Origin of the sequence: Streptomyces roseoverticillatus, from assembly GCF_000719265.1 — a bacterium.
Lineage (GTDB): Bacteria > Actinomycetota > Actinomycetes > Streptomycetales > Streptomycetaceae > Streptomyces > Streptomyces roseoverticillatus.
Map to the genome: position 1 here is coordinate 222,508 of NZ_JOFL01000001.1, position 24,492 is coordinate 246,999.

At 72.3% G+C, this 24,492-nt stretch carries 22 protein-coding genes and 1 pseudogene; 16 read left to right on the top strand and 7 right to left on the bottom strand.

Annotated features, from left to right (window positions below; all coding sequences use genetic code 11):
• The first annotated feature begins 51 nt into the window (after positions 1-51).
• From IF61_RS0101030 to IF61_RS0101050, 5 genes are all read left to right on the top strand, one after another.
• A complete protein-coding gene (locus IF61_RS0101030) occupies positions 52-558 on the top strand; it encodes an ATP-binding protein (protein ID WP_245684353.1) in 507 nt (168 codons plus the stop codon).
• A 1-nt stretch (position 559) separates the two neighbouring features.
• Positions 560-724, top strand: a complete 165-nt coding sequence (locus tag IF61_RS35685; RefSeq protein ID WP_157848531.1) for a hypothetical protein — start codon at positions 560-562, stop codon at positions 722-724.
• A gap of 533 nt (positions 725-1,257) precedes the next feature.
• Entirely contained in the window at positions 1,258-1,527 is a 270-nt protein-coding gene (locus tag IF61_RS0101040) for a hypothetical protein (RefSeq protein ID WP_157848532.1), read from the top strand.
• A gap of 58 nt (positions 1,528-1,585) precedes the next feature.
• Complete coding sequence (locus IF61_RS37370; protein WP_030364225.1) at positions 1,586-1,867, top strand: CPCC family cysteine-rich protein; 282 nt, start codon at positions 1,586-1,588, stop codon at positions 1,865-1,867.
• 1,416 nt (positions 1,868-3,283) lie between these two features.
• Positions 3,284-3,865: a hypothetical protein gene (locus tag IF61_RS0101050; RefSeq protein WP_030364226.1), complete on the top strand. Its 582-nt coding sequence runs from the start codon at positions 3,284-3,286 to the stop codon at positions 3,863-3,865.
• A gap of 50 nt (positions 3,866-3,915) precedes the next feature.
• Here the strand turns inward: IF61_RS0101050 and IF61_RS0101055 are convergent, their stop codons facing one another.
• The 7 genes and pseudogenes from IF61_RS0101055 to IF61_RS0101085 form a co-directional block, all read right to left on the bottom strand.
• Positions 3,916-5,433, bottom strand: a complete 1,518-nt coding sequence (locus IF61_RS0101055; RefSeq protein WP_030364227.1) for a recombinase family protein — start codon at positions 5,431-5,433, stop codon at positions 3,916-3,918.
• A gap of 30 nt (positions 5,434-5,463) precedes the next feature.
• Positions 5,464-5,598: pseudogene (locus IF61_RS33815) on the bottom strand (DUF4291 family protein); the annotation flags it as partial.
• Positions 5,599-5,724: 126 nt separating this feature from the next.
• Positions 5,725-6,390, bottom strand: coding sequence for a hypothetical protein (locus tag IF61_RS0101065; RefSeq protein ID WP_030364228.1), 666 nt, complete (start codon positions 6,388-6,390; stop codon positions 5,725-5,727).
• A gap of 115 nt (positions 6,391-6,505) precedes the next feature.
• Positions 6,506-8,359, bottom strand: coding sequence for an asparagine synthase (glutamine-hydrolyzing) (gene asnB / locus IF61_RS0101070; RefSeq protein ID WP_030364229.1), 1,854 nt, complete (start codon positions 8,357-8,359; stop codon positions 6,506-6,508).
• Positions 8,360-8,495: 136 nt separating this feature from the next.
• Positions 8,496-9,974: an MFS transporter gene (locus IF61_RS0101075; protein ID WP_052392296.1), complete on the bottom strand. Its 1,479-nt coding sequence runs from the start codon at positions 9,972-9,974 to the stop codon at positions 8,496-8,498.
• 126 nt (positions 9,975-10,100) lie between these two features.
• Complete coding sequence (locus IF61_RS0101080) at positions 10,101-10,559, bottom strand: hotdog fold thioesterase (RefSeq protein WP_030364231.1); 459 nt, start codon at positions 10,557-10,559, stop codon at positions 10,101-10,103.
• Positions 10,556-12,295 carry a class I adenylate-forming enzyme family protein gene (locus IF61_RS0101085; protein ID WP_078659914.1) on the bottom strand — a complete coding sequence of 580 codons (1,740 nt, stop codon included), beginning with the start codon at positions 12,293-12,295 and terminating at the stop codon, positions 10,556-10,558. The genes IF61_RS0101080 and IF61_RS0101085 overlap by 4 nt, the downstream gene beginning before the upstream one ends.
• 336 nt (positions 12,296-12,631) lie before the next feature.
• Here IF61_RS0101085 and IF61_RS0101090 point away from each other — a divergent pair, with 336 nt between their 5' ends.
• From IF61_RS0101090 to IF61_RS0101140, 11 genes are all read left to right on the top strand, one after another.
• Positions 12,632-14,461 (top strand): AMP-binding protein, encoded by a 1,830-nt coding sequence (locus tag IF61_RS0101090; RefSeq protein WP_078659881.1) that lies wholly within the window; start codon positions 12,632-12,634, stop codon positions 14,459-14,461.
• Positions 14,458-15,618, top strand: coding sequence for a beta-ketoacyl synthase N-terminal-like domain-containing protein (locus IF61_RS0101095; protein ID WP_030364234.1), 1,161 nt, complete (start codon positions 14,458-14,460; stop codon positions 15,616-15,618). The genes IF61_RS0101090 and IF61_RS0101095 overlap by 4 nt, the downstream gene beginning before the upstream one ends.
• Positions 15,615-16,562 (top strand): beta-ketoacyl synthase N-terminal-like domain-containing protein, encoded by a 948-nt coding sequence (locus tag IF61_RS0101100; RefSeq protein ID WP_030364235.1) that lies wholly within the window; start codon positions 15,615-15,617, stop codon positions 16,560-16,562. Before IF61_RS0101095 ends, IF61_RS0101100 begins: the two co-directional genes overlap by 4 nt.
• A gap of 73 nt (positions 16,563-16,635) precedes the next feature.
• Complete coding sequence (locus IF61_RS0101105) at positions 16,636-16,908, top strand: acyl carrier protein (RefSeq protein ID WP_030364236.1); 273 nt, start codon at positions 16,636-16,638, stop codon at positions 16,906-16,908.
• Complete coding sequence (fabG, locus tag IF61_RS0101110; RefSeq protein ID WP_052392297.1) at positions 16,905-17,690, top strand: 3-oxoacyl-[acyl-carrier-protein] reductase; 786 nt, start codon at positions 16,905-16,907, stop codon at positions 17,688-17,690. The genes IF61_RS0101105 and fabG overlap by 4 nt, the downstream gene beginning before the upstream one ends.
• Positions 17,691-17,985: 295 nt before the next feature.
• A complete protein-coding gene (locus IF61_RS0101115) occupies positions 17,986-19,812 on the top strand; it encodes an Hsp70 family protein (protein ID WP_157848533.1) in 1,827 nt (608 codons plus the stop codon).
• A 9-nt stretch (positions 19,813-19,821) separates the two neighbouring features.
• On the top strand, positions 19,822-20,730 hold the full coding sequence (locus tag IF61_RS35690; RefSeq protein ID WP_030364239.1) for a hypothetical protein: 909 nt from the start codon (positions 19,822-19,824) through the stop codon (positions 20,728-20,730).
• Positions 20,727-21,794, top strand: coding sequence for a hypothetical protein (locus IF61_RS0101125; protein WP_030364240.1), 1,068 nt, complete (start codon positions 20,727-20,729; stop codon positions 21,792-21,794). Before IF61_RS35690 ends, IF61_RS0101125 begins: the two co-directional genes overlap by 4 nt.
• A complete protein-coding gene (locus IF61_RS0101130; RefSeq protein ID WP_030364241.1) occupies positions 21,791-23,107 on the top strand; it encodes a patatin-like phospholipase family protein in 1,317 nt (438 codons plus the stop codon). Before IF61_RS0101125 ends, IF61_RS0101130 begins: the two co-directional genes overlap by 4 nt.
• Before the next feature lie 20 nt (positions 23,108-23,127).
• The gene (locus IF61_RS0101135) at positions 23,128-23,871 is read left to right on the top strand and encodes a glycerophosphodiester phosphodiesterase family protein (protein WP_030364242.1); all 744 of its coding nucleotides are present in this window, start codon (positions 23,128-23,130) and stop codon (positions 23,869-23,871) included.
• Positions 23,872-23,949: 78 nt separating this feature from the next.
• Positions 23,950-24,477 (top strand): DUF4231 domain-containing protein, encoded by a 528-nt coding sequence (locus IF61_RS0101140; RefSeq protein ID WP_052392299.1) that lies wholly within the window; start codon positions 23,950-23,952, stop codon positions 24,475-24,477.
• The last annotated feature ends 15 nt before the right edge of the window (positions 24,478-24,492 follow it).

Sequence of the window (24,492 nt, forward strand, 5' to 3'; positions counted from 1 at the left end):
GTGGAGGCCATGCGGTCGGGTTACCGGCGATGTTACCCATCATGGGTAACCATGCCGGGCTCGTTTCTCGAACTGTCACCCGTGATGCTGCTTGGCATGGAGAGACGACAGGAAGACGCGAACGGCGAAGAGGTGAAGCGGCGTTGGCCCCGACACCCGCGCTGCGTCGGCCTGGCGCGCGCCGAGTTGCGCAGAGCACTTGAGGCCTGGGGGCTGACATCGATCGAGGACGAGGCGCTCCTGGTCCTCTCCGAGCTGCTGACCAATGCCGTGGTGCATGCGCGCGTCTCACCTGGCCGGGAGATCGAGACCTGGTTCCGGCTGGAGGCGGGCGCTCTCCGCATCAGGGTCGATGACGCCTGCGAGGGGTGGCCTTCCGCCCGCCCCCGGAGCGTTGAGGGAGGCCGGGGACTTTCTCTGGTGGCCGCGCTGTCGACCTCGTGGGGTGTGAGCAACCGGGTGGGCGTCGGCAAATCAGTTTGGGCGGTGCTGGCAGTACCGGCCGTGAAGGGAGATCACAGTGGCACGCATCAGTGCGTCACAACTGCAGCACGGTGACATGGTGAGCATCCGCGGCGACATCCGCGAGATCAAGGCCATCCGCAACATCGAGACGTCGCACGGTACAGAGCTGGTGCTGGTCTTCAAGACCGGATCATCCTTGCGTCTGCAGCCGACGGACGAAGTGCAGACGTCGCTGCACTGGCGTCAGCTGAGGCGATGACCGCGGCCCGGCGGCGCATCTCGGATCAGAGGCTGGACGAGGCGCTGAAAGGCCTGCGTCTGCGCCTGCCACCGGTGGCGCCGGAGAAGAGCGAAGCTGTGTTGCGACGGATCCTTGATCGTGTAGCGCGGCGGCAACGGGAAGGGCAGGCGCCCCCATAGACGGGGCGGGGGCTGCCCCGCCTGGGAGGGTCCGGCAGCCTTCGCCCTCTGATTCCCTCGGGGGCAGCGCTCGCAGCGGTCACTGTTCCGCTGCTGTGAGCGCTGCGGATCCCCGCACTCCGAGGGGAGGCGGCGTACTGAAGATCCGCCGCCTGCGGCCCTGCTCCACTCACGGGACTGATCGGAGCAGGGCCGCGCACAACAACCGCACACGCAAAACCGGACCACCCCTGAGCCTGGAAGCAAGAGAGGTGGTCCGGCAGGAGACCTTCAAGATCCCCGGTGCCGATGGTACCGGGGTGGTCGCCGTGTGTCAGTGCGATGAACCCCACGTGGTGCCAGTCCAGTTCGCAATGAAGGGATATGGGGCAGATGGAGTTCGACGTCGAGGAGTTCGACCCGGACGACGTGACGTGGGTCCGCGGGGTGAACTACGTAGCAGGCTGGCGTGAGGCGACGAACGCGGCCTCGGACTTAGTGGCGGCGCTGACCGCGGCTGGGGTGCCGCTGGACGGTGCGAGGGCTACGGCGCGCTCGGCGGCGGACGGGTCGGGGGTGGTGCGCCTGATGTGGCCGGTTGAGACCGTGCGGGCGGTGGCGGAGCTGGTACGCAGGAACGGCCCTGGCTCGCTGGCTGCGTGACCTACGGGGGAGTCCGGTAGGTCACCCATGACCCGCCGGACTGTTCCAGTGGGGTTTCATGCACTATGGCCAGGTGACTGTGCCATTCATCAACAACCACGGCGTTCCGGAGGACGGCTCCTACGCCTGTCCCTGCTGCTTCCACATGACCCTCAGGGAGCGTGGCGGCTTCGAGATGTGCTACGTCTGCTCGTGGGAAGACGACGGCCAGGACGACCACGATGCCGCGATTGTCAAAGGCGGACCGAACGGTGACCACAGTCTGACCGAGGCGCGCCGCCACTTCCAACTCCGGCAAACCTGCGACAGCCGTTGCTCTCCCGTACGCCAACCCGGGTAGGCCCCGGCCCGGAGTCAGCCGGACGCGCAACCACGATGGCGCCAAGGCGAGTGGAACGCCCATGACGGGCTCAGCCACGGCCGGAGGGCGCGGTCTCCTCACGCGCCCGCATCCGCGACGGCAGGAGTACGGCGCCCGGCCTCCCGGCCGCACGGCTCGACCACCGAAGCCGCGCCCCCCACCTCTCTCCCCCCGCTGCCAGCCTCCTTGACGCGCGCAACGACGATGCCGTCGGACGGCGGATCACCCGCCACGTGTGCCGCCGTGCGTAACCGTGCCACCCGGAAGGCTGCAGTCAGCGGGGCCGGGGCGGTGGCGGATGGCTTAGCCGTGGCCCTTGTCGGCCTGTGCCACCGACAGTCAGCCACGATGGCGGGGCGGCCGGACGATCACCTGCCACGTGTGCACCTGCGCCATATTCCGGTCTCAGCCATACTGACATGGCTTTTCCCCACGTCACGGCCGGTACCACCCGAGACTCCGCGGCGATGCTGCTGTCCCCCTCCTGCAGACAGCGACGGTGCCGACGCGCGAAGCGAGCCAAGCCACGACCGTCAGCCCCCGCCGGTCCGCGGTCGACGATCAGCCGGCTCCCGGTCTGCTCTTGCTGACCGCAACTGGTAACCGTCGGGAAGTCGAAGTGCCCGGCGTTGTACCGCCGGGGCCGGGGTGCTCGCCGTCTCGTCACGCCACGGCGGGCTCGTGGTGTGCGTGGGCGGTGGGGCGTCCGGCGGGACCGGCCGCCAGGCCGCAGCCCGCCGGGGCGCCCCGGCCGCCCGGCGCGCCAACGGCGCGCCCTTGAGGAAGTGAAGAAGATTTCGACCGATTGCCGGTTCTCGGCATCCGCTCGGCTGCGACTCGTCGCCGCCTTTCTGTGACACACGAGGTACCCACGCTGGCACTCAGGTTGGGCTGCTGCTGGGGAACAAGGTAATTCGTTGGTAGGCCGCCGCACCGCTTGAGAGCATGTAAGGACGAGTGACAACAGCGCCTGCGCCAGGCGCATCACCCGCTGACGAAAGTCAGCCGAAGAGATTGAGCTGCTTATGAACTGCCGCGCCCCACCACTCACGCGATGCCCTCGGAGGCCCGCCGATTGCTTGCCGAACTTGGCACCCCCTTCTCTCGAATAGTCACCCCCACCACCTCGACCAACGTCAACGTAGACGTCGCTTCCCGTCACGGCGCCGCCCCCATCGCGGGAGCCGCCTGGTGACCAAGCCTGACCGTGAGGCCGAACTGGCCCGGCACTTGGATCGTGTCTGCAGGAAGTTCTCTACGAAGATCAGCCCGGAGGCCGCAAGACGCCTGGCTCGGCTTCTGGAGCGTCAGCCCGGCGGGCAGATCGAATGAGGCAGCGCTCGCCTTGGTTACGCTGCACGGGCCGCCAACCAGGACTTCCAGCACGAGGACACGATGTTCACCGAGTACCAGCAGGAACTGAGAGAGCGCTTCCTCTCCGCCCCCGTCGTGCCTGCGCCGGAACCCTGGCGTCCGGCCGCACGACTGATACCCGTCGGCGGCCTCCTCGGGGTCGGCTTCGCGCCTGACCCGGTCAGCGGGAAAGACCTGCTGATGGTCGTGTCCAGCAGCGGCCACGGCCTCTTCGACGCGTCCACGGGAGAGAAACTCGCACGGGACTACGATCCCGACCCGGAGACGTGCACGCCCACCGGGCCCGATCTGTCCTGCCCGGGGATCGGCCCCCTCGCGGGCACACAGGTTCGGATTGCCGGATTGTTCGGCGGAGGCTTGCATACCACCACGGATGACGGCTGGACTGTCCAGGTCTTCAGCCCCGACTGGCCCCACCACCGGGTACTGCTCTCAGCCGATGGCGGTCTCTGCCGCGGGCCCGCCGGGGAGAAGTGGTGGCACATCTTCCACGCCTCCTGGTCCGAACTGCGCGTCGCGGGATTCTCTCCGTCCGGACGTACCCTGGCCGTCGCCACCAGCAGTGACATCACGCTCCTGACCAGGTCCGAACCCAACCCCTGAACGGCATACGGAGGGGCCCAGGCCATGGCCCCTCCTTCGCAGTACCTTGGTCAGAGCCAGATCGGGCTCTGGTCGATGTCGATCCTGCCGTAGTCGAACTGGCGGCCCTTCTTCGCGGCTTCCTTGATCTTCACGGCCTCGAAAAGGAACCGCATGACGGCATTCATGCGCTGGTGGTTCCCCGCCTTCTCCAGCGACTCCCAGCTCTCACGGGCGTCCGGACCGACGAGCCCCTTCAAGACGTCTGCGGCAGGGCGGACGATCATCTTGCGTTCGACCTCAGCGATGCGCGCCTCGACCTTCTTGCGCATCTCGCGGTACTCCCTCGTCCTGAGCTCTTGGCTCTCCCACATGTCCTTGAGGTCTTCGAGCTCTTGACGGTCGGCATCAATGGCGGCCTGGTCCTCTTCCGACAACGTTGACGGCGTGGGGGCGTTGGCGAGATCGAGGCGTTCCAGGAGATAGATCGCGGCCTTGGTCACGAAGTCCTCCAGGATGGGTGCGGACACGGCCCGGTTGCAGCGCGGGACGTCAAGCCGGTGGGTGTGGCCGTTGCAGATGTACTTCCCTCCGGCTCCGCCCATGGGCTTGCTGCACCCCGTGCAGATGACGATGCCGCGCAGGAGATAGAACCTGCCCGCTTGGTCACTGGTCTTCCGCGCCGCGGCCCGGTACGCACGGCGCTCCCTGACCTCCAACCACATGCCCCGGTCAATGATCGCGGGCCATTCGCCATCGCCGATCTCCTCGCCCCGGAAGACACGAATGCCTGCGACATGGCGGTTGTCGAGGAGATCACGCACTCGGGGTGCGTTCCAGTAGCGCCCTTCCGCGGTCTTCTCACCACGGTCGTACAGGTCCTTGGCCAGTTGGACCGGGCTCTCCCCGTCCAAGTAGCGGGTGAAGACCTCCCGGACGATGGCGGCTTCCTCGGGGATGATCTCCATGCCGGTCTTGTCGTACCCGTACCGGCGCCTGCCCGTGTGCGGCCTTCCGTCCTTCGCCCGGTCCACCATGGCGTCGATCAGCCGGCGTGAGGTGTCATCGCTGGAGCGACAGGCGTGCGCCACCTCGATCCGGAGGAAGAACCGGTCGTCGGGGTCCGAGAGATCGCGCCGATTCGCCTGCCCGTGCAGGGTGATGTCGTGGTCATCGGCAATCTGCAACAGCTCTTCCAGATCGCGCGGCTGCCGCATCAGACGGTCAGGGTGGTACGTCAGGACGTGGCGCACGCGCCCTTTGCCCGCCTCGGCAAGCAGCGCCTCCCACCCCGGGCGTTTCCGCTTGCGCTGCCACGCAGACCTGTTGTTGTCCACGAACACTTGGTCCTCGGACACGGTGAGACCGAGACGCTCGGCAACTTCCCGGCAGATCCTCTCCTGGCGGTCCACCCCGGTCTGATCGTCGTCGTTCACGTGGGAGATCCGGCAGTAGATCGCCGCTGACTCTCCCTGCCAGTTGGCGCGACCGCCGACCTTCCTGGCCCGTTGCGCACCTGCTGTCTGACTTGCGCGCAGGGCCCTACGTAACCGCGCGTCGGCCCTCTCGTCCTTCTCGTCTGCCGTCATGGAAAGAGCCTATGAACACTGCTTGACTCACGTCATCCGGTCGCGCTTCCACGCAGGCGGGAAGCGGCCGTCCCGGGCAGCCGGCAGGCCGAGGCGGGGCGCGTACGCCTGGTAGACGGTGATGGTGGTGTCGGTGTACGCCGCCCGGATACGGCGGTAGGGCTCTTGCACGTCTTGCATGTCTTGCACGTCTTGCATGGGGTCAGTCTCGGCGGGCGGTGGTGTGCGGCCAAACGATTTACGGCGGGCGGGGCCGGGCCGACGGCTCCGGCCCGGGCCCGCCGCACCGCGCTACCGCCGCACCACCGCCGTGTCCAGCAGGTCCGTGACGAACTTCCGCAGCCGTCCGGCGCGTACCGGCTGGACGCCGTGGAGGACCTGCGCGCCGTAGGCGAGGCCGGTGCCGGGCCCGGCGGGGGTGACCCAGCGGGTGCTGGGGACCTCCTCCAGCCACGTGGGCACGGCGGCGTGGTCGGGCACGTGCGGCAGCCGGTGCGTCAGGGGCGTGCCGGGGGCGTAGCCCTCGGGCTCGCCGACGAGTTCCCCGGTCCAGACGGCGGGGCTGGCGGTGGTCTCGATGTAGAACTCGCCTCCCTCCTCGGCCTGTTCGATGACCACCCCGATCCGCCCGATGCGCCGGGGCGCGGTGGCCGGGTCGGGGATGCCGTCGATGTGCGTCGGGATGTACTGACCCGCCGTCAGTTCCGTGTAGTCCCAGCGGGCGTCGGCCGCCACCGAGGGCAGGGCCCGCTGCAGGGCGTGCAGCGAGCGGGCCGTGGCGGCGCGCAGGATCTCCTGGGCGGGCGCGGGCGCCCGGAGGACGTCGGCCTGGTGCCGGGGCCGCCATCCGGTCGCCGCGAGCTCACTGTCCATGATCTTGATCAGGTGCTCCCGCTCCGCCGCCGTCAGGAAGTCCTCGACGCTCTGCAGGGCCAGGGTCTCGGTCAGCTGGATCACCAGTCGTCCCCTCGCTCGACGTGCGCGGTACTTGCCATGGGATTCATCCGGCAGTGTCCCGGCACGGCGTGCCCTCGGGCAGTCGACAACTGGCCGACTTGGCCGCGGCCTCCGGTCAGAACTCCAGGGACACGTCGTGCGTGCGCAGCCAGAAGTCCAGGGCGAGGACGAGTTCGGTGCCGGTGCGGTAGCCCGGCTGCGGGTCGCCGGCGGTGGCCGCCGCCAGCGAGGGGCCGTCGAGGAGCGGGCGGACGAGCGAGTCCGGGCCCTCGGTGACGCGTTTGAGCGCGGCGCGCAGGCCGTCGAGGTAGTGCGGGTCGCGCGTGGTCGGGTAGGGGGCCTTGACGCGGTCGGCGATCTCGGGCGGGAGGAGGTCGCGGGTGGCGGCACGCAGGAGGGACTTCTCGCGGCCGTCGAAGGTCTTCATGGCCCAGGGCGTGTTGAAGACGTAGTCGACGAGGCGGTGGTCGCAGAAGGGGACGCGGACCTCCAGGCCGACGGCCATGCTGGCGCGGTCCTTGCGGTCGAGCATCCACTGGACGAAGCGGGTGAGGTGCAGGTGGCCGATCTCGCGCATGCGGCGCTCCACCGGGGAGGCGCCGGCCACATGGGGCACTTCGGCGAGCGCGTCGTGGTAGCGCTGGGCCCGGTACCCCTGCAGGTCGATCTTCTCCAGCAGGCCGCGGTCCAGCAGGGCCTCGCCGGGGCCGCTGCCGGGGCCTGAGATGCCGGTGCCGAAGGGCGGGGCGAGCCAGGGGAAGGTGTCGGCGGCGACGGAGTCGGGGTGGTGGAACCAGCGGTAGCCGCCGAAGACCTCGTCGGCGGACTCCCCGGACAGGGCGACGGTGCACTGCTCCCGGACGGCCTTGAACAGCAGGTAGAGGGAGGTGTCGCCGTCGCCGAGGTCGAAGGGCAGGTCGCGGGCGCGCATGACGGCCTCGCGGGCCGCGGGGTCGAGCAGTGCGGACGGCGGGAGGGTGACGACCCGGTGGTCCGCGCCGGCGTGCCGGGCGAGGAGGTCGGCGTAGGGCGAGTCGCGGGTGCCGCGCCAGTCGTCGGCCGTGAAGTTCTCGGCGTGGCGGGCGAAGTCGAGGGCGAACGACTTGACGGGGGCGCCGCCTTCGGCGGTGCGCTGCCGGGCGCCGAGCGCGGTGATGACGCTGGAGTCGAGGCCGCCGGAGAGGAGGGTGCCGAGGGGGACGTCGGCGACCATCTGCCGGGCGATGATGTCTTCCAGGAGCTCGCGGATGCGGGCGACGGTGGTGTCGAGGTCGTCGGTGTGCTCGCGGGCTTCGAGCGCCCAGTAGCGGCGCAGGAGGGTGCCGCCGCGCCGGACGCGGAGGGTGTGCCCGGGCGGGAGTTCGTACATGCCCTTGTAGACGGCGTGGCCGGGGGTCTTGGTGAAGGCGACGAGTTCGGCGAGGCCCTCGGCGTCGACGGCGGGCCGGACGGCCGGGTGGGCGAGGATCGCCTTCGGCTCGGAGCCGAAGAGGACGCCGCCGGGGAGCGGGAAGTAGTACAGCGGCTTGATGCCCATGCGGTCGCGGACCAGCAGCAGTTCCCGGGTCCGGGCGTCCCACAGGGCGAAGGCGTACATGCCGTTGAGGCGCTCGGTGAAGTCCTCGCCCCACTCGAGGTAGGCGTGCAGGACGACCTCGGTGTCGCTCCGGGTGCGGAACGCGTGGCCGCGTCTCTCCAGCTCGGCGCGCAACTCGCGGAAGTTGAACACTTCGCCGCTGTAGGTGAGGGCGACGGCCACCCGGCCGGCGTGGTCGAAGGTCATGGGCTGCTTGCCGCCGTCGGGGTCGATGACGGCGAGGCGGCGGTGGCCGAGGGCGACCCTGTCGTCCAGCCAGAGGCCGTGCGCGTCCGGGCCGCGGCACGCCATGGTGTGCGTCATCGCGTCGGCGGTGTCGGCGGTGACGGGGTGTGCCGGGTCGTACGAGACCCATCCTGCTATTCCGCACATGGCGTGCTGTCTCCTGTCGGTGTGCCGGGGTGTGCCTCTTGGCGTGTGCCTCTTGGCGTGTGCCTCTTCGGGGGTGAGAGAGGGGGTGCGGCCCTCCTGGCGGAAGGGCCGCACCCCTGCGGTGCCGTGGTGGTGGTCAGACGTGCGCGGCGGGCACCTCGGCAGGCCGCTCGCCGCCGGTGAAGCGGCGGAACGTCCAGGTCATCCACATCACGACGAGGACCATCAGCACGCTGATCGCAGTGGCCCAGGCCATGGCGTCGGCCCAGCTCGCGTCGGTGGCGTGCTGGCCGGCGACGGCGAAGAACACCGCGCCGATGACGGCGACGCCGGCGGCGCTGGCGAACTGCTGGGTGGTGGTGAGGATGCCCGAGGCGATGCCGGCGTCCTGGGGCCGGACCCGCATCAGCGCCGCGCCGAACAGGGCGGGCAGCACGACGCCGTTGCCGGCGCCGATCAGGCACAGGCACGCCACGATCCACGGCAGGCCGGTGTCGGGCCCGGCCGCGTACAGCCGTACGGCCAGGGCCACCAGGCCCAGGGCGATCACCGCGCTGCTGACGACGAGGGCGCTCATGCCCCAGCGGTTGGTGAGCCTGCCGCCGATCATCGAGGTGGCGGTGAAGAGGATGCCCATCGGGGAGAACACGAGGCCCGCCTGGAACGGCCCGAACCCCAGGCCCGACTGCAGCAGCAGGGTGAGGGTGAACATGAAGCTGCCGAAGTAGACCATGAACGCGACGCTCGCGATCACGCCGCCGCGGAAGGACGGGCTGCGGAACAGCGGGAAGACGAGCACCGGGTCGCCGCCGCGGCGCCGGAGGGTCTGCTCCCAGCGCAGGGTGACGGCCGCGACGGGAATCGCCAGGGCCATGCAGACCCAGGTCCACGCCGGCCAGTCGGCGCTGTGACCCATGGTCAGCGGTACGAGCAGCAGGGCGAGGGAGAGGGAGACGCCGAACGCCCCTACGGGGTCCAGGCCGATGCTGCGGCGCTGCGTCTGCGCGGGCAGGACGCGCAGTGCGGCGGCGGCGATGACCACGCAGAACGGGACGTTGATGAGGAAGATGGTGCGCCAGCCGAGACCTGCGAAGTCGGCGGCGATCAGGGCGCCGCCGAAGACCTGGCCGGCGATGGAGCCGAGGCCGGCGGCGGCCCCGTACCAGGCCATGGCCTTGGGCTTGCGCTCGTCGGGGAAGTGCGCCGTGATCACGGCGAGCACCTGCGGGACCATGATCGCGCCGGACAGGCCCTGGGCCAGGCGGGCGGCGACGAGCTGCTCGGGGTTGGCGGCGATGCCGCAGAGCAGCGAGGTGATGCCGAAGGCGATCGTGCCGATGACGAACAGCCTGCGGTAGCCGTACTTGTCGCCGAGCCGCCCTCCCGTGATCATGCCGGCCGCGTAGGCGAAGGCGTAGCCGCCGACGACGAGTTCGAGGGCGGCGGGCCCCGCGTGGATGCTCTCCTCCAGCGACGGCGCGGCGACGTTCACCACGAAGAAGTCGAACTGGGCGAAGAACATGGCGGACAGCAGGACGAGGAGGATAGGTCCGGTGCGTACGGTCGGTTTGGTCGAGGCCTCCGCCACGGCGGGCGGGGCGAGCTGGTCGGTCATGGGGCTCCTCGGCGCGGGCGCGTGCGGCGCCGGCGCGGTTCGCGGACCTGTGGTCGGGACGGGGTGGACTCGAAGGGACGGATCCCTGCGTGTACGGGGGTGTCTACGGGGGGCGTCTACGGGGTGTCAGCGGTCCCCGCGCCGGCCGTGGACGGCGCAGGTGATGCGGGCGGTGCACACGCGCCGCCCCGCCTCGTCCGAGATGACGACCTCGTAGGTCGCCGTCGTACGGCCGAGGTGGAGCGCGGTGGCGACGCCGGTGACCGTGCCGGTGCGGACGGCCCGGTGGTGGGTGGCGTTGAGGTCGACGCCGACGGCGATGTGGCCCTCGCCGGCGTGCAGCACGGCGCCGATCGAGCCCAGCGACTCGGCGAGGACGGCCGAGGCGCCGCCGTGGAGCATGCGGTAGAGCTGGGTGTTCCCGGCGACGGGCATGGTGGCGACGAGCCGCTGCGGGGTGGCTTCCTGGAAGGTGATGCCCATCCGGTCGGCGAGGGTGTGCTCCCCCGCCGCGTTGATCCAGGCGACGGGGTCCTCGGGGGGCGCGTCGAGGATGCCCGGGGTCCGGGGCGCGGCCGTGGTCATCGGGTGGTCACCGCCTCGGCGACGGGAGCCTCAGCGGCGGGCGGAGCGGCGGGCGCCGTGGCGACGGCCGCGGGGTCCGCCGGCCGGTAGGTGCGCAGGGCCAGGTACTTCTCGCGCAGCTGCCGCTTGAGGACCTTTCCGGTGGGGCCGAGGGGGATGTCGCCCGGGGACGCGGCGATCTCCAGGAGGGCGAGCCGGGGCTGGCCGATCCGGTCGAGGACTGTGTTGGCCCTGCGCAGGAGGTCCGCGGCGTCCCCGCCGCCGCCGAACAGCCGGACGAGGGCGACGGGCACCGTGCGGTCCTGGTCGTGCCCGGCGACGACCGCGCAGTCGGCGACCTCCGGAAGGCTCAGCAGGATCTCCTCCTCCATCAGGGCCGAGTAGCCGTCGCCGGCGTCGGTGCGGATGCGGTCGACGGCGCGGTCGACGTGGAAGTACTCGCCGTCCTCGGTGCGGTGGACGAGGTCGCCGGAGAGCCAGTAGCCGGCGAGGGTGGAGCGGTAGGTGGTGTCGGAGTCGTTCCAGTAGCCGCGGGCGATGGAGTCGCCGCGGACGCCGAGCAGGCCGACCTCGCCGGGGTCCGCGTGGCTGCCGTCCTCGCGCAGGACGGCGACCTCGGAGAGCGGGACGCGGCGGCCGAGGTGGCGGGCGCGGGGCGGGCTGTCCGGGGTGATCTCGCGGCGCAGGGCCGCCCAGCCGAGCTCGGAGGAGCCGAGTCCGTCGTCGATGACCGAACCGGGGACGGTGCGGCCGTCGGGGGTGACGGTGTGGCCCAGCTCCATCAGGCGCCGCATGTGGGCGTCGTGACCGCAGTCGCCGAGGTTGACCCACACCTGTACGGAGGTGAAGTCCGCCGGGTCGGGGTGGTGGTGGGTCGCCAGGTGGGCGAGGGCCTCGTTGAAGGCGAGGACGACGCCGGGCCGGTAGGTGGCGCAGCCGCGTGCGAGGCCGGGCCCGGTGGGGTCGGACCAGGCGACGGTGGGCAGGCCGCCGAGGACGGAGAGGAAGGTGAAGGCGATGGCGCTGGAGTGGGACTGGGGGTAGGCGGCCAGGACGACGGAGTCTTCGGGGCCGGGCGGGTTGACGAGCCGGTAGCGGGCGCCGGCGACGCTCTGCGCGTGGGTCCACACGACCGGCTTGGGGTTGCCGGTGGTGCCCGACGAGTGGCAGATGACGACCGGGTCGTCGGCGCCGTGGCGGTACTCGGCCCCGGCGGGCAGGGTGCGTTTGCCGAGGATGCCGGCGTCCTGGCGGGTGCAGGTCCAGCGGACGACGGGCAGTTCGCGCTCGCGGCCGGCGAAGAGGGCCAGCCGGGGTGCGTCGGTGTAGATGCCGACGGGGGCGGTGCGGCGGATGAGGCCGAGGGCGAGTTCCGGTTTCATCCGGCCGTTGATGAGGACGGCGATCGCCCCGATGCGGGCGAGGGCGGCGAGGTGGAGGTGGTCCTCGAAGGAGTCCTCGATGTAGACGGCGACGCGGTCGCGGGGCCGTACGCCCCGGTCGTGGTACCAGGCCGCCCACGCCTCGGCGAGGTCGTCGAGCTGGCGGAGGCTGAACTCGCTCTGCTGCCAGCCGTCCGTGTTGAGCAGCGGCACGTCGGCGGCGATGAGCGGCAGGTCGGCGGCGGGGTTGGCCGCGGCGGCGACGCGCCAGGCGTTCCCGCCGCCGAGGCCGGGGTGGTCCACGAGGCGCAGGCGGGCCTCCGGGGGGAGCAGCGTGTGCGGAGTGAGCGGCATCATTCACCTGGCCTCGGGATTCGGGACGGAACGGAGCGTGCGGGGGTCCGAGTTCGCCGGAACATGGCAGTCCGCTGAGGGGGCCCGCCGGTAGGCGACGCTAGGCGCGCCGTCGGGGGGCCCGCCAACCGCCGGACGATAGACCGTCAAGTCGCCTTGCGGGAACGGGAGTCGGGGCCGGACCGGCGGCGTGAAAGGCAAGCCGGTTCCACTTGACGGACTCCCCCGCGGCCGGTTCGGGCGTCACAGGCGCGTGGCTATGTTCGGGAAAGTCCTCCGGCGTGCTCCGGGATCCGCAGTGACCGGTAGCCGTACGTTCCCGAGAAGGAGTACACAGTGCCACCTGTCCGGAAATCCGATGCCGGCGACCGGCTTCGCGAAATAGTGGCGTTCGTCCTCGACGTCGACGTGGCGGACGTACGGACCGACGCCTCCTTCCACCAGGAGCTCAAGGTCGACTCCCTGGAGAAGGTGGAGATCGCGGCGCGCATCGAGCAGACCTTCGGGATCGTGCTCGGCGACGACGAGACGGCGGCCGTGGACAGCGTCCGGGACGCACTGGAGTTACTGGCCGCGAAGAGCTGCCGGAGCTCCGAGGTCTCCGCGGGCGGCGATGCCCCGGCGGGCGCGGCGCCCCCGGCCGCGGAGGGCGGCGCCCTGGTGGACCGCCTGCTCGGCACCCACGTCGCCGCCGGGCACGGCGAGCGGACCGCGTACACGGACCCGGAGGCCGGCACCGTCTCGTACGCCCGCCTCCACGCGGCGGCGCAGGGTTATGCCCGGGCCCTGGCAGCTCGGGGCGTGCCGGCCGGCAGCCGCGGGCTGGTCGTCGCCGAGGACTCCGTGGCCACGGTCGCGGCCGTCCTCGGGCTGTGGTGGCACGGGTGCGTGCCGGTGCCGGTGAGCCCGATGCTCGGCGACGACGACATCCGGTTCGTCGCCGCCGACTGCGGCGCGGCCGTCGTCCACCTCGACACCGCCCCGGCCCAGCAGGCCGCCCTGCAGGAGGCCTTCGCCCGCCTCCCCCTGCTGACGGGAGATCAGGTGCGGGAGGAGCTGGCGGGCGCCCCTCTCGCCGGCCCGCCCGTCCCGCTCGCGCACCGCCCCGCGGGCGCCGAGTCGCTCATCCAGTACACCTCCGGCTCCACCGGCCGGCCCAAGGGCGTGCGGCACTCCGCCGCGGGGATCCACGCCATGCTCGACGGGTACGGCGCCGTGCTCGGGCTGCGGCCCGACGACGTCGTGCTGTCCACCGCCCGGATGTCCTTCGGCTACGGCTTCGGCAGCTCGGTGCTGTGCACGCTGGCGGCCGGCGCGAGCGCCGTCGTCCTGCGCGGGGCCGTGGACCCGCTGTCGGTGAGCGCCGCCCTGCGCCGCCACCGGCCGACCGTGCTGTGCTCGGTGCCGCGCCTGTACGCGGGCCTCCTCGACGCCGCCGGCCGCCCGGACGACGGCGCCCTGTCGTCCCTGCGCCTGTGCCTGACCGCCGGCGAGCACTGCCCGGCCGCCCTGAGCCAGCGCATCGAAGCGGCCTTCGGCGCGCACGTCATGAACTGCCTGGGGGCGACCGAGGTCATGCACGTCGCCATCGCGACGCCCGCGGACCGCCCGCTGCACGGACTGGCCGGCCTGCCCGTCCCCGGCGTGACCGTGACCGTCCGCGACGACCTGGGCCGGCCGGTGCCCGACGGCACCGACGGCCGGCTGCACATCGCCGGACCGACCGTCTCCCTCGGCTACGTCGACCGCCCGGACGCCGACGCGGTCACGTTCGGCGCGGGCGGCGCGTACACCGGCGACATCGTCCGACGGAACCCCGACGGCAGCATCTCGTACCTGTGCCGCGCCGACGACATCCTCAACCTCGGCGGCTACAAGGTCGTGCCCCGCGAGATCGAGGACGTGGTCCGCTCGATCGACGGCGTCACCGACTGCGTCGTGGTCGGCGCCCCGGACCCCGACGGCCTGCAGCGCTCGGTCGCGTTCACCGTGACCGCGGAGGGCACCGACCGGGACAGGGTCCGGCGCGCCATCCGCGCCTGCGTCCGCAGCCGCCTCGCCCCGTACAAGCGGCCCAGTCGCTTCGAGTTCGTGGACGTCCTGCCGGCGACGGCCACCGGCAAGCTCGCCGCCTACCGGCTGCGCGAGCGGATGGGACAGTCATGACCTGGGACATCACCGGCATGGGGGCGGTCGCCAGCATCGGCGGCACCCCGCAGGAGATCTTCGCCGCGCTCTGCGCGGGCCGCAGCGGACTCGCCGGGCTGCGCGCCTTCGACACCGAAAAGTACCGGGCCCGGCAGGCCTACGAGATCGACGACCGCGCCCGCCCGGGAACCGACGAGCCGGGCCGGGCCACCCGCTGGCTGCGGCAGGCCGTCGCCCAGGCCCTCACCGACGCGGGTCTCCCCCACGACCTCGCGGACGTCCCCGTCCTGGTCGGCACCACCCTCCAGGAGCAGCGCAGCGCCGAGCTGTGGTGGCGCCAGGGCAGCCGGCTGGCCCCTTCGGACCTGCACTTCGGCACCGCCCTGCGGGCGGCCTTCGGCGCCACCCGCACGTACACCTTCGCCAACGCCTGCGCCGCCTCCCTCTACGCGCTGGCCATGGCCACCGACCTCATCGAGGTGGGGGCCGCGGACACCGTCGTGGTGGCGGGCACGGACGCGATCGGCGAGAGCGCCTTCGGGACGCTGGACCGGGTGCAGAACGACGTCCCCGACGCGCTGCGCCCCTTCGACCGCTCCCACAAGGGCATGCTGATGGGCGAGGGCGCGGTGGCGGTGGTCGTGCGGCGCGCCCCGGCCGAGCCCGCACCCGGGCGGCGCGTGCACGCGCGCGTGCGGGCCGTCGGCATCAACTGCGACGCCCACCACCCCACGGCCCCCGACCCCGACGGCATCACCCGCGTGGTGCGCGACGCCCACCGGCGCGCCGGGGTCGCCCCCGGGGACATCGACCTGGTCATGCTGCACGGCAGCGGCACCCCCAAGAACGACACGACCGAGGCCGGCGTGCTCGCGCGGGTCTTCGCGGCCGGCCCCGGTGGCGGTGACGGAAGCGGGCCGCTGATGACGGCCGTCAAGTCGATGACCGGCCACACGCTGGGCGGCTCCGGGCTGCTGAGCCTCGTGGTCGCCGCGCTCGCCCTCCGGCAGGGCACGGTGCCGCCGGTGCTCGGGCTCACCGACCCGGTCGAGGAGGCCGCCGGGCTGCGGCTCGTCCAGGACACGGCGGCCACGGCCGACCTCGGCCTCGCCCAGATCGACGCGTTCGGCTTCGGCGGGATCAACGCCGCGGCGATAGTGGAGGCGGTCCGATGAGCAGTGCGTCCAGTACGTCCGCGCAGCCCGAGGTCGTCGTCTCCGGCGTGGGCCTCGCCGTCCCCGGCGTCACCTTCCCCGACGAACTCCTCGGCGCCGTCCGCGAGGGCGGCTTCGACCCGCACACGGGCCTCACGGGCCGCGAGATGCGGCACAAGGACCGCGCCTCGCGCCTGGCCCTGCGCGCCGCCGAACCGGCCCTGCGCGACGCGGGCCTGCACGACGGCAAGGCCTTCACCGGCGACGGCGACACCACCGCGGTGGTCGTCAGCTCCAACTTCGGCATCCTCGACAGCGTCTGCGCGTTCGCCGACGTCATCGCCCGCGACACCGTGAAGGGCCTGAGCCCCCTCGGCCTGCCGCAGACGTCCAGCAACGTCATCGCCGGGTCCGTGGCCATGCGCCACGGACTGCGCGGCCCCAGCATCACCCTGTGCAACGGGCCCACCAGCGGGCTCGACGCCGTGTACTGGGCGCGCGGGCTCATCGCGTCGGGCCGCGCGGAGACCGCCGTCGTCATCGGCGTCGAACCGTCCGGCGACGCCGTCACCAAGCTCCTGGGCGAGCCGGTGTTCGACGGCGCCGCCGCCCTCGTCCTGGAGGCCCGCGACCGCGGCGCCCGGCCCCGGGCCGTCGTCGGCGCGGGAGCGTACGCGCGCGGCGCGGACCCGTCGGCCGCGGTGGCCGCGGCCCTGGGCAGCCGCTCCCCCGGCGCCGTGGGCCTGTGGCTGCCCGGCGAGGACGCCTGCGGCGCTCCCGGCGGCGGGCCGGCCTTCGACCTCACGGCGCGGCTCGGCCGGTGTTCCGGCGCCCTGGGCGTGCTCCAGTGCGCGGCGGCCGTCGCGTACTTCGACCGCCGCGCGAACGAGGACACCGCCGTCCTGGCCTCGGCCGGGGGCCCGGCGGACGACGCCGCCGCGGCGCTCCTGCTCACCGCTCCCTGAACTTCCCGTTCCCGCTCCGCACTTCCCTCCCCGTACAACCAGCCCTGACATCCCCCGAACCGGAGGCACCGCCATGACCGCTCAGCCCACGATCAACACCCTCGACGTCGAAGAGCTCCGCGCCGTGGTCGCCGACGCCCTCGAACTGCCCGTCGAGGAGGTCACCGACGACGCCCGCTTCAAGGAGGACCTCGACGTGGACTCGCTGATCTCCCTGGAGATCGCGGTGCGCATCGAGGAGCAGTACGGCATCCGCATCGACGACTCCGACCTCGCGGACCTGGGATCCTTCCGGCTGATCAGCGAACTGGTGGCGGACCGGGTCGCGGGGCGGTCCGCGGCATGAGCGCGGCGGCCCGCGCCGTGCGCGGCGAGGCGGCGGACGGCGCCGCGCGGCGGCCGGTGGCCCTGGTCACCGGCGGCTCGCGCGGCATCGGCCGGGCGGTGGTGGTGCGGCTGGCCGAGGACGGCCACGACGTCGCCTTCTGCTACCGGTCCGACGCGGACGCCGCGGAGACCACCGCGAAGGCGGCCCGGGCGGCGGGCGCCCGGGTGCTCGCCCGGCGGGTGGACGTGGCGGAGGCCGGCGCGGCCCGGGAGTTCGTCACCGAGGCCGTCCGCGAACTGGGGCCGCCCGACGCGGTGGTCACGTGCGCGGGCATCACCCGCGACCGGCCGCTGGCGCTGATGACCGACGAGGAGTGGCGGGAGGTCATCGACACCAACCTGCACGGCACGTACCACGTCTGCCGCGCGGCCGTCTTCCCGCTGATGAAGCGCCGCAAGGGGGCGATCGTCACGCTGTCCTCCGTCGCCGGCGTCCACGGCAGCGCGGCGCAGACCAACTACGCCGCTTCGAAGGCCGGCATCATCGGCTTCACCCGCTCGCTCGCCAGGGAGGGCGGGAAGTACGGCGTCCGCGCCAACGTCGTCGCGCCGGGCCTGATCACGACGGACATGACGGCGGCCCTGCCCGAGGCGGTGACGAAGCGTCACCTGGAGCAGATTCCGCTCGGCCGGGCGGGGACCCCGAAGGAGGTGGCCGACTTGGTCGCGTACCTCGTGTCCGACCGCGCCGCGTACATCACCGGGCAGGTCGTCGAGATCAACGGAGGGCTGCCGGGATAACGCCCGTCCGGGGCCGCGCAGAGCACGGCCGCTAAAGATCGAACGGATATATCTATGGGTTTCTCCTGAGCTCCTCATAGCTCCTCCTGAGCTTCTCCTGAGCCTTCGCCAATAGATGCCGCCACCAAGGAAATCCATTCCCGGCCCCGCGCCGGACGGCGGCGGAACTCATTCCGCGAATGGTCTCCCCGCAACCCACGGTGACGTGTACCCTCATGCACCTGTCGGCAACTGTGCGGAGCTCGGGGGACCCATGACGCCGTCAACACCACGTGGTGCGACTTTCAAACCCAAGGTGATCGTCGCGATCGATTTCGGGACGCACGGCACCGGTTTTGCCTGGGCGACCGTTTCTGCACTGCAGGACGCGGCGGGGCACCGGGTCGTGGTCTACCAGCCGTTCACACAGTCGGGGGGCCACACCTACCCGAAGGACCTCAGCGCCGTCCTCGTGAACCGGTCCGGCGCCCCGGTGAAGTTCGGGGAAAAGGCGCGCAATGCCTGGGACCGTGAACTCGCCCGCGGAAACCCCCAGGGTTTCGGCTACGCCGGCAAGTTCAAGATGGCAATTCACGGGCGCGAGGGAAAGTCCGACATCCCGGAATTCCTGGGCAGCCTGGCGGGCGCCCGGCGGAACACCGTGAAAGCTCTTGTCACCGCCACGCTCACACACGTGCGCGGGGCCGCGCTGGACCAGATCGGCCGTTATGCCGTCGGCGGCGCCGCCTATACCGCCGACGAAATCCGCTGGTGCCTCACCATTCCGGCCATGTGGACCGAGGCGGACCGCCAGTTCATGCGGACGGCGGCCGTCTCCGCCGGGCTGCCGGGGGACGTCGAGCGGCTGCTGCTGGTGCAGGAGCCCGAGGCCGCGGCCGTCTACTGCGCGCTCAACGCGGGCACGGTGCTCGGCCCGGACCGCCCGGAAGGGCAGTTAGAGGTCGACACCCCCGGCAGCCGGTTCATGGTGGTGGACTGCGGCGGCGGCACCGTCGACATCACCAGCTACCAGATCCGCGCCGAGGGCGTCGGCCCGGGCCAGCTCAAGGAGACCCGTGTCGCCGACGGCGACCGCCTCGGCTCCGCCTACGTCAATCACGCCTTCGTGACGGACATCCTCGCCGACCGCTTCGGCGAACAGCAGCTCAAACAGCTGATCGCGGCCTGTCCCAAGGAAGTCGGGCAGCTGGAGACGGAATGGGAGACCGAAAAGGTCCGGCTCGTCTCCGAAACCGCCGGCGACGGCACCCCCGTGATCACGGACACGGTGCTCATCAGCATTCCCGGCAAGATCTGGGACGCCCTCGACGCGGGAACCCGGACCCGGCTCACGGTGCTCGCCTCCGGCGAGACCCACTACATCGAGATCACCGCGCACGAGGTCACCAAGCTCTTCGAATCCGTGGTGCACCCGATCCTCTCCACCATCGAGCGGCAACGGGCCGCCGCGGCCGGCGACGGCCCGGCCGTCGGGCGGGAACAAATGCTGCTGGTGGGCGGATTCGCGCGCTCGACGTACCTCCGGGACCGCATCGCCCAGCGCTTCGGCCACGAAGTGCGCGTGATCACGCCGATGGACCCGGCGGTCGCCGTGCTCGGCGGCGCCGTGCACTTCGCCTACGACCCGTCCATCATCTGGGGCCGCCGCTCCAAATACACCTACGGATTCGGGTGCAGCATGCCGTTCCGGCACGGCATCGACCCGCAGGAGAAGTTCTTCATCGACGACGACGGCAACGAGAAGTGCAACGACCGCTTCGTCGTCATGGCCCGGCGCGGCGACCTCGTGCCGACGGACCACAAGGCGGTGAGCACCGTCGCGGTGTTCCCGAAATGGACGTCGGTCCAGGTGACGATCCACGCCACGTACGCGCACGACCCCGACTACACGGACGAGGAAGGCTGCGAGGCCATCGGAAAGGTCATCCCCGACATCTCGGGGTCGGTGGGACTCCCCACGAGCGAGCGCTCCCTGGACGTCGCCTTCTCGTTCGGGACCACCGAGATCGAAGTGGAGGTCTGCGACCGCCGGTCGGGGGCCGCCCGCCGCGCCGAGGTCGCCTTCGACGACCTGTACGGCCGCGGCAGCACCGACCGGCCCGACACCCCGCAGGGAAGGTGACCCAGGACCATGTACGACTACGGGTGGAACGATCACGAGGCACCGAAGGAACCGCACCCCGCCGCCCCCTCCATGCGGGCGGCGACCAGCGGCCAGTACTCGCAGGAGTGGTGGCTCGGCCAGCTGCACGACCTCCAGCAGCGGCTGGCGGCGGTGGAGTCCTGGCAGCACGCCGTGGACGCGAGGGCGGAGCAGCAGGCCGCGAAGGCGAGAAGGGGCGGCGGCTCCACGCAGACCGACCTCACCCGCCTGCGGGAGACGGTGGTCCGGGTGTCGGACGGCGTGACGGCCATGGCCCACCGGGTGGACCACCTGGAGACGAGGCTGCGGCAGGCCGAGGTCCTGCTCGACCGGCTGCGCTCCGCGGGCGTCCGGGACGCCATCGCCACCGGCGAGGCACCCAGCGACATGCACCGCCGGCACTCCCAGATCAAGGAGCGCTACCAGCGCCTCGTCGACCAGGACCTGCGCAACCTCGCCCGCGAGCTGTGCCCCGCCGACGCCCGGCAGTGGGACCAGATATCCGGCGGCCTGCCGGCCGCGCGGGCCCGGGCCGTCGGCGAGACCGTGCTCATGCTGTTCACGGCGGCCCAGCAGGGCGCGCCCGCCACGGCCGAGGGCGTGCAGTCCACGCTGGCGCACCGCGGCTACGCGACGGAGGGCATCGACCCCCGGCTCCGCAAGGTCGTGGACGGGGCCAATGGCATCGTCCGCGACATGGCCGACGTCGACCTGCCCGCGTCCCTGCTGTTCGACGTCGACGTCACCACCCTCACCGAGGGCGAGTACCAGGCCTACAACCGGCAGGACACCGGGGTCCCCGGCTTCCTCGTCGCACCGGCCTACGCCGTCCAGGGCGAGGCCCCGGAGAACCACCTGAAGGCGTTCGTCTTCCTGGCCCCCGGCGAGGCCCCATGACCCCCCGGGACGACTCGCTCAGCCTGGAGATCGTGGCCCGGGGCGTGCCGCTCGTCGACGACCGGCTGCTCCTCGAGCTGACCAACGACCTCCACACCGCGAACGACCTCACCCGCGCCGCGGCCCGCGAGGGCTTCTTCGCCCGCCTGCTCGGCCGGGCGACGGGCCGCGACCGGATCCGCGAACGGACCGTCCGGGACCGGATGCTGAGCTCCCAGCAGCTCACCCTGCGCTGGCTGACGCACCTGAGCGAGCGGATGACGGTGACCGACCTCGTGGTGGCCGAGGTCTCCGAAGAGGTGCACGACGCGAAGAAGCGCATCGAGCGCGTCGAGGCCGCCGGCCGGTGGTCGGCCGCCGCGATCGGCGAACTCGGGGCGATCCTCGGCAGGCTGGCCAGCGACACCGGCCGCTTCCTCTCCGACCACGAGCGCCGGCTCGCGGCGCTGGAGGCCCAGCTGGCGCTGGACCGCGCGGCCCGGCGCTGGCGCCACCCCCGGCCCGACCCGGAGCTGCCCTGGCTCGTGGGAGCGGTGCTGCTGGCCCGCGAGGTGGCCTCCGGGCCGGCCGGCACGTACGCCTTCACGGGCGGCGAGGCGCTCATGCAGCGGCAGCTGGTCGAACGCATGCTGCAGGATCCGCCGGCGCCCTGGTTCGAGGGCGTGAAATCGGTGCCCGCCATGCTCACCGCCGTCGTGCGCGACCTGCCCAGCGAGAACCACCGGCTGATGGTGGCCGAGCTCCTCGGCCTCGGCGTGGCCGACGAACTGTCGGACGCCGTCGGCCCGCTGACCTCCGCGCTGGCGCGGGCGACGGAGCTGGCCGTGGCCGGTGCCGACCCCGACGACGCCGCGCGGGCCGCCCTGCGGGACAGCAGCGGCAGCGGCGACCTCTTCCTCCCGTCCAGCCTGAGCGTCGAACAGCTCGTGCGGCGCATCGTGGCCGAGCAGTTCGCGGAGGCGCGGCAGCGGCGGATCCGGCTCCGCAAGCACGCGGAACCCGATGACGATGCCGCCGCCGCTGGCGGCGGCGGACAGGACGGTGCGGGGCGTGATGCACGGTGAGTGACACGCAGGACATGGGGGAGGCACCGGACACCGGTGCCCCGCGGTGCACGAGCCAGGCACCGGACACCGGCGATCCGCGAGACACGGGCGAGGTGCCGGGCACCGGTGGCCCGCCGTACGTGGGCGAGGCACCAGGCATCGGTGACCCGCCGTACCTGGGCAACGCGCAGGACATCGCGCGCACCTTCGCCGGCTGGGCGGCCCGCGCCGACAGCGTGGCCGCCGGGCACGCCGCCCCCGTGCCCAGGGCGCGCCCGGCCCCCGAGGAGCCGGGCACGGCACCGGCGGCCCGGCCGGCGTTCCCGTCACCCGGATCGCTGCGCATCGGGCTCGTGCTGGCCGGCGGAGGCGCCAAGGGGGCCTACGAACTGGGCGTCTGCGACTACCTCGCGGAGATGGGCCTGGAGATCGCGGCCATCGCCGGGACCAGCATCGGCGCCCTCAACGGCGCCGTGCTGGTCGGCGCCCCGGACCTGCCGACCGGCACCCGGCGCCTGGCCGGGTTCTGGGAGCGCTTCTCCACCCGCTCGGGCGTGACGCCCTTCGCCGACCAGGGCCTCCCGCTCGACGCGGCCGGGGCGGCGGCGGAGGGCACCGCCCGGCAGGCCCGGCTGCTCGCGCCCAGGCTGCTGGGCCTGCGTCGCCGGGTCGGCCTGCTGGAGGAGCTCGTCGGCGAGGCGGTGGACGCGGCGGCGATCCGGGCCGGCCGCCCCCTGTGGGTGGCCGCGTACCCGCTCGTGCGCACGCCCGCCCTCCCCGTGCGGATGCGCCACCTCGTGGAGGTCCTGCGGTGGCTGGGCGGCGCGAAGGGCGCCATCCTGCGCCTCAACGGCTATCCGGAGCACCAGATCCGGGAAGCCGTCCTTGCGAGCGCCGCGCTGCCGTTCATCTTCCCGTCCCGCGTGGTCGACGGCTGCGCCTACCTCGACGGCGGGCTGGGCGGGCCCGGCGACCGCACCCCGGTGCGCGCCTTCGCCGAGCAGGAGCACTGCGAGGTCGTGGTGGTCGTCCACCTGCACCCGGACGCCGTCGTGAGCTCGCACCCCGCGGGCCCCGTCACCCGGATCGACATCCGGCCCAGCGTCCCCATCGTCCCGCCCGGCCCGCTGGGCCCGCTCACCGGCCTGCTGTCGTTCTCCCCGGACCGGGTCCAGGCGCTGCGCAGGCTCGGATACCGCGACGCCTGGGTACGCTTCGAGGAGCTCCGCCATCTGCTCGGTGTGCACAACTCCCTCTCGCGGGCCGAGACGCGCATGCTCGCGGCGTTCCAGCGGCTGTGCGACGCGCCCCGGCCCGCGGCTCCGTCGTGACATCCGTCCTGGAGGCCATCGTGCGAGATCTCCCCTGGCACCTGAGCCGGCCGATCGCGCACCGTGGCCTGCACGGCGGCCCGGACGGCCCGCCGGAGAACTCGATGGCGGCGTTCCGGCGCGCCGCCGCGCACGGCGTGCCCTTCGAGCTCGACGTGCAGCTGACCAGGGACGGTGCGCTCGCCGTCGTGCACGACGCGGTGGTCCGCCTGCCGTCCGGGCGCGAACGGCCCGTCACGTCCCTGACCCTGGGCGAACTGCGCGCGGTGGCCTCGTCGGTGCCGGGCGCCGCCGTGCCGGTCACGCTGCCCGAGGTGTTCGCGGCGGTGGCCGGGCGCGTGCCCGTCATGGTGGACGTCCGCCGCTGGGGGGTGGCGGGGGCGGCCGGCCTGGAGCGGGCCGTGACGACGGCGGTCCGCCGTTACGGCGGCCCGGTCGCCGTGCAGTCCTTCGATCCGCGCACGGTGTACCGGCTGCGGCGCGCGCTTCCCGGTGTGCCGGTGGGGCAGATCGCGGGGGCCCTGAGGTCCGCGCCGCCCGTCCTGCGTCCGATCGGCCGGTCCATGGCCACCAACGCCGTCTCCCGCCCCGGCTTCCTCAGCTTCGAGCTGGACGCCCTGCCGTCGCGGGCCCTGCGCTTCTGGCAGCGGCGGGGGCTGCCCGTCATCGGGTGGACCGTCCATTCGCCGGAGCAGGAGCGGGCCGCGCGCGAATCGGTGTCGAACGTCTTCTTCTCCGGATACCTGCCGTCGGCGTACGCGTAACGTCCGCCGGCGCCGGTCCGGTGATCCGCCGTCACCGGACCTGTGAGTGAGTGAGCGCGAGTGAGTGCGAGGAAGAGTGTGCTGAGGAAACTGGGTCTGAGATTCTCCGCGCCCCGCTGGCGGAACTCCGACAAGGGGTTCACCGCCGCGACCGAGCGCTACGTCCTGGACGTCATAGATTTCTACGACATCCGCGCCACCTGGCACCGGCGCTTCTACCGCCTGAGCGGTGCCCTGGTGATCCTGGCCGGCGCGGCCCTACCGGTCCTGACCGCGCTCGACTTCACCGGCAAGAGCGCCGCGATCTCGGGCGCGGGGTTCCTGGTGGCGGTCACCACCGCTATGAAGAGCCTCTACCGCTGGGACGTCTCCTGGATACTGCTGCGGGAGACGGAGGTCGAGCTCACCCGCGTCTATCTCCAGTGGTGCGCGGGAGGCCTCGGCCCGGACGGCCCCGACGGCTCGTCCCGCTCGGCGAACGCCCTGCTCGACGCGGTGTTCAAGATCCGCCGCCGGGAGTCCTCCGAGTTCTTCAAGAACCTCCCGGACCCCGGCCCGGCCGTCCAGCCGGTCAACGGCGGCACGGGGAGCCGCGCGGCGCGCTGACGGCAGGCGGGAGGT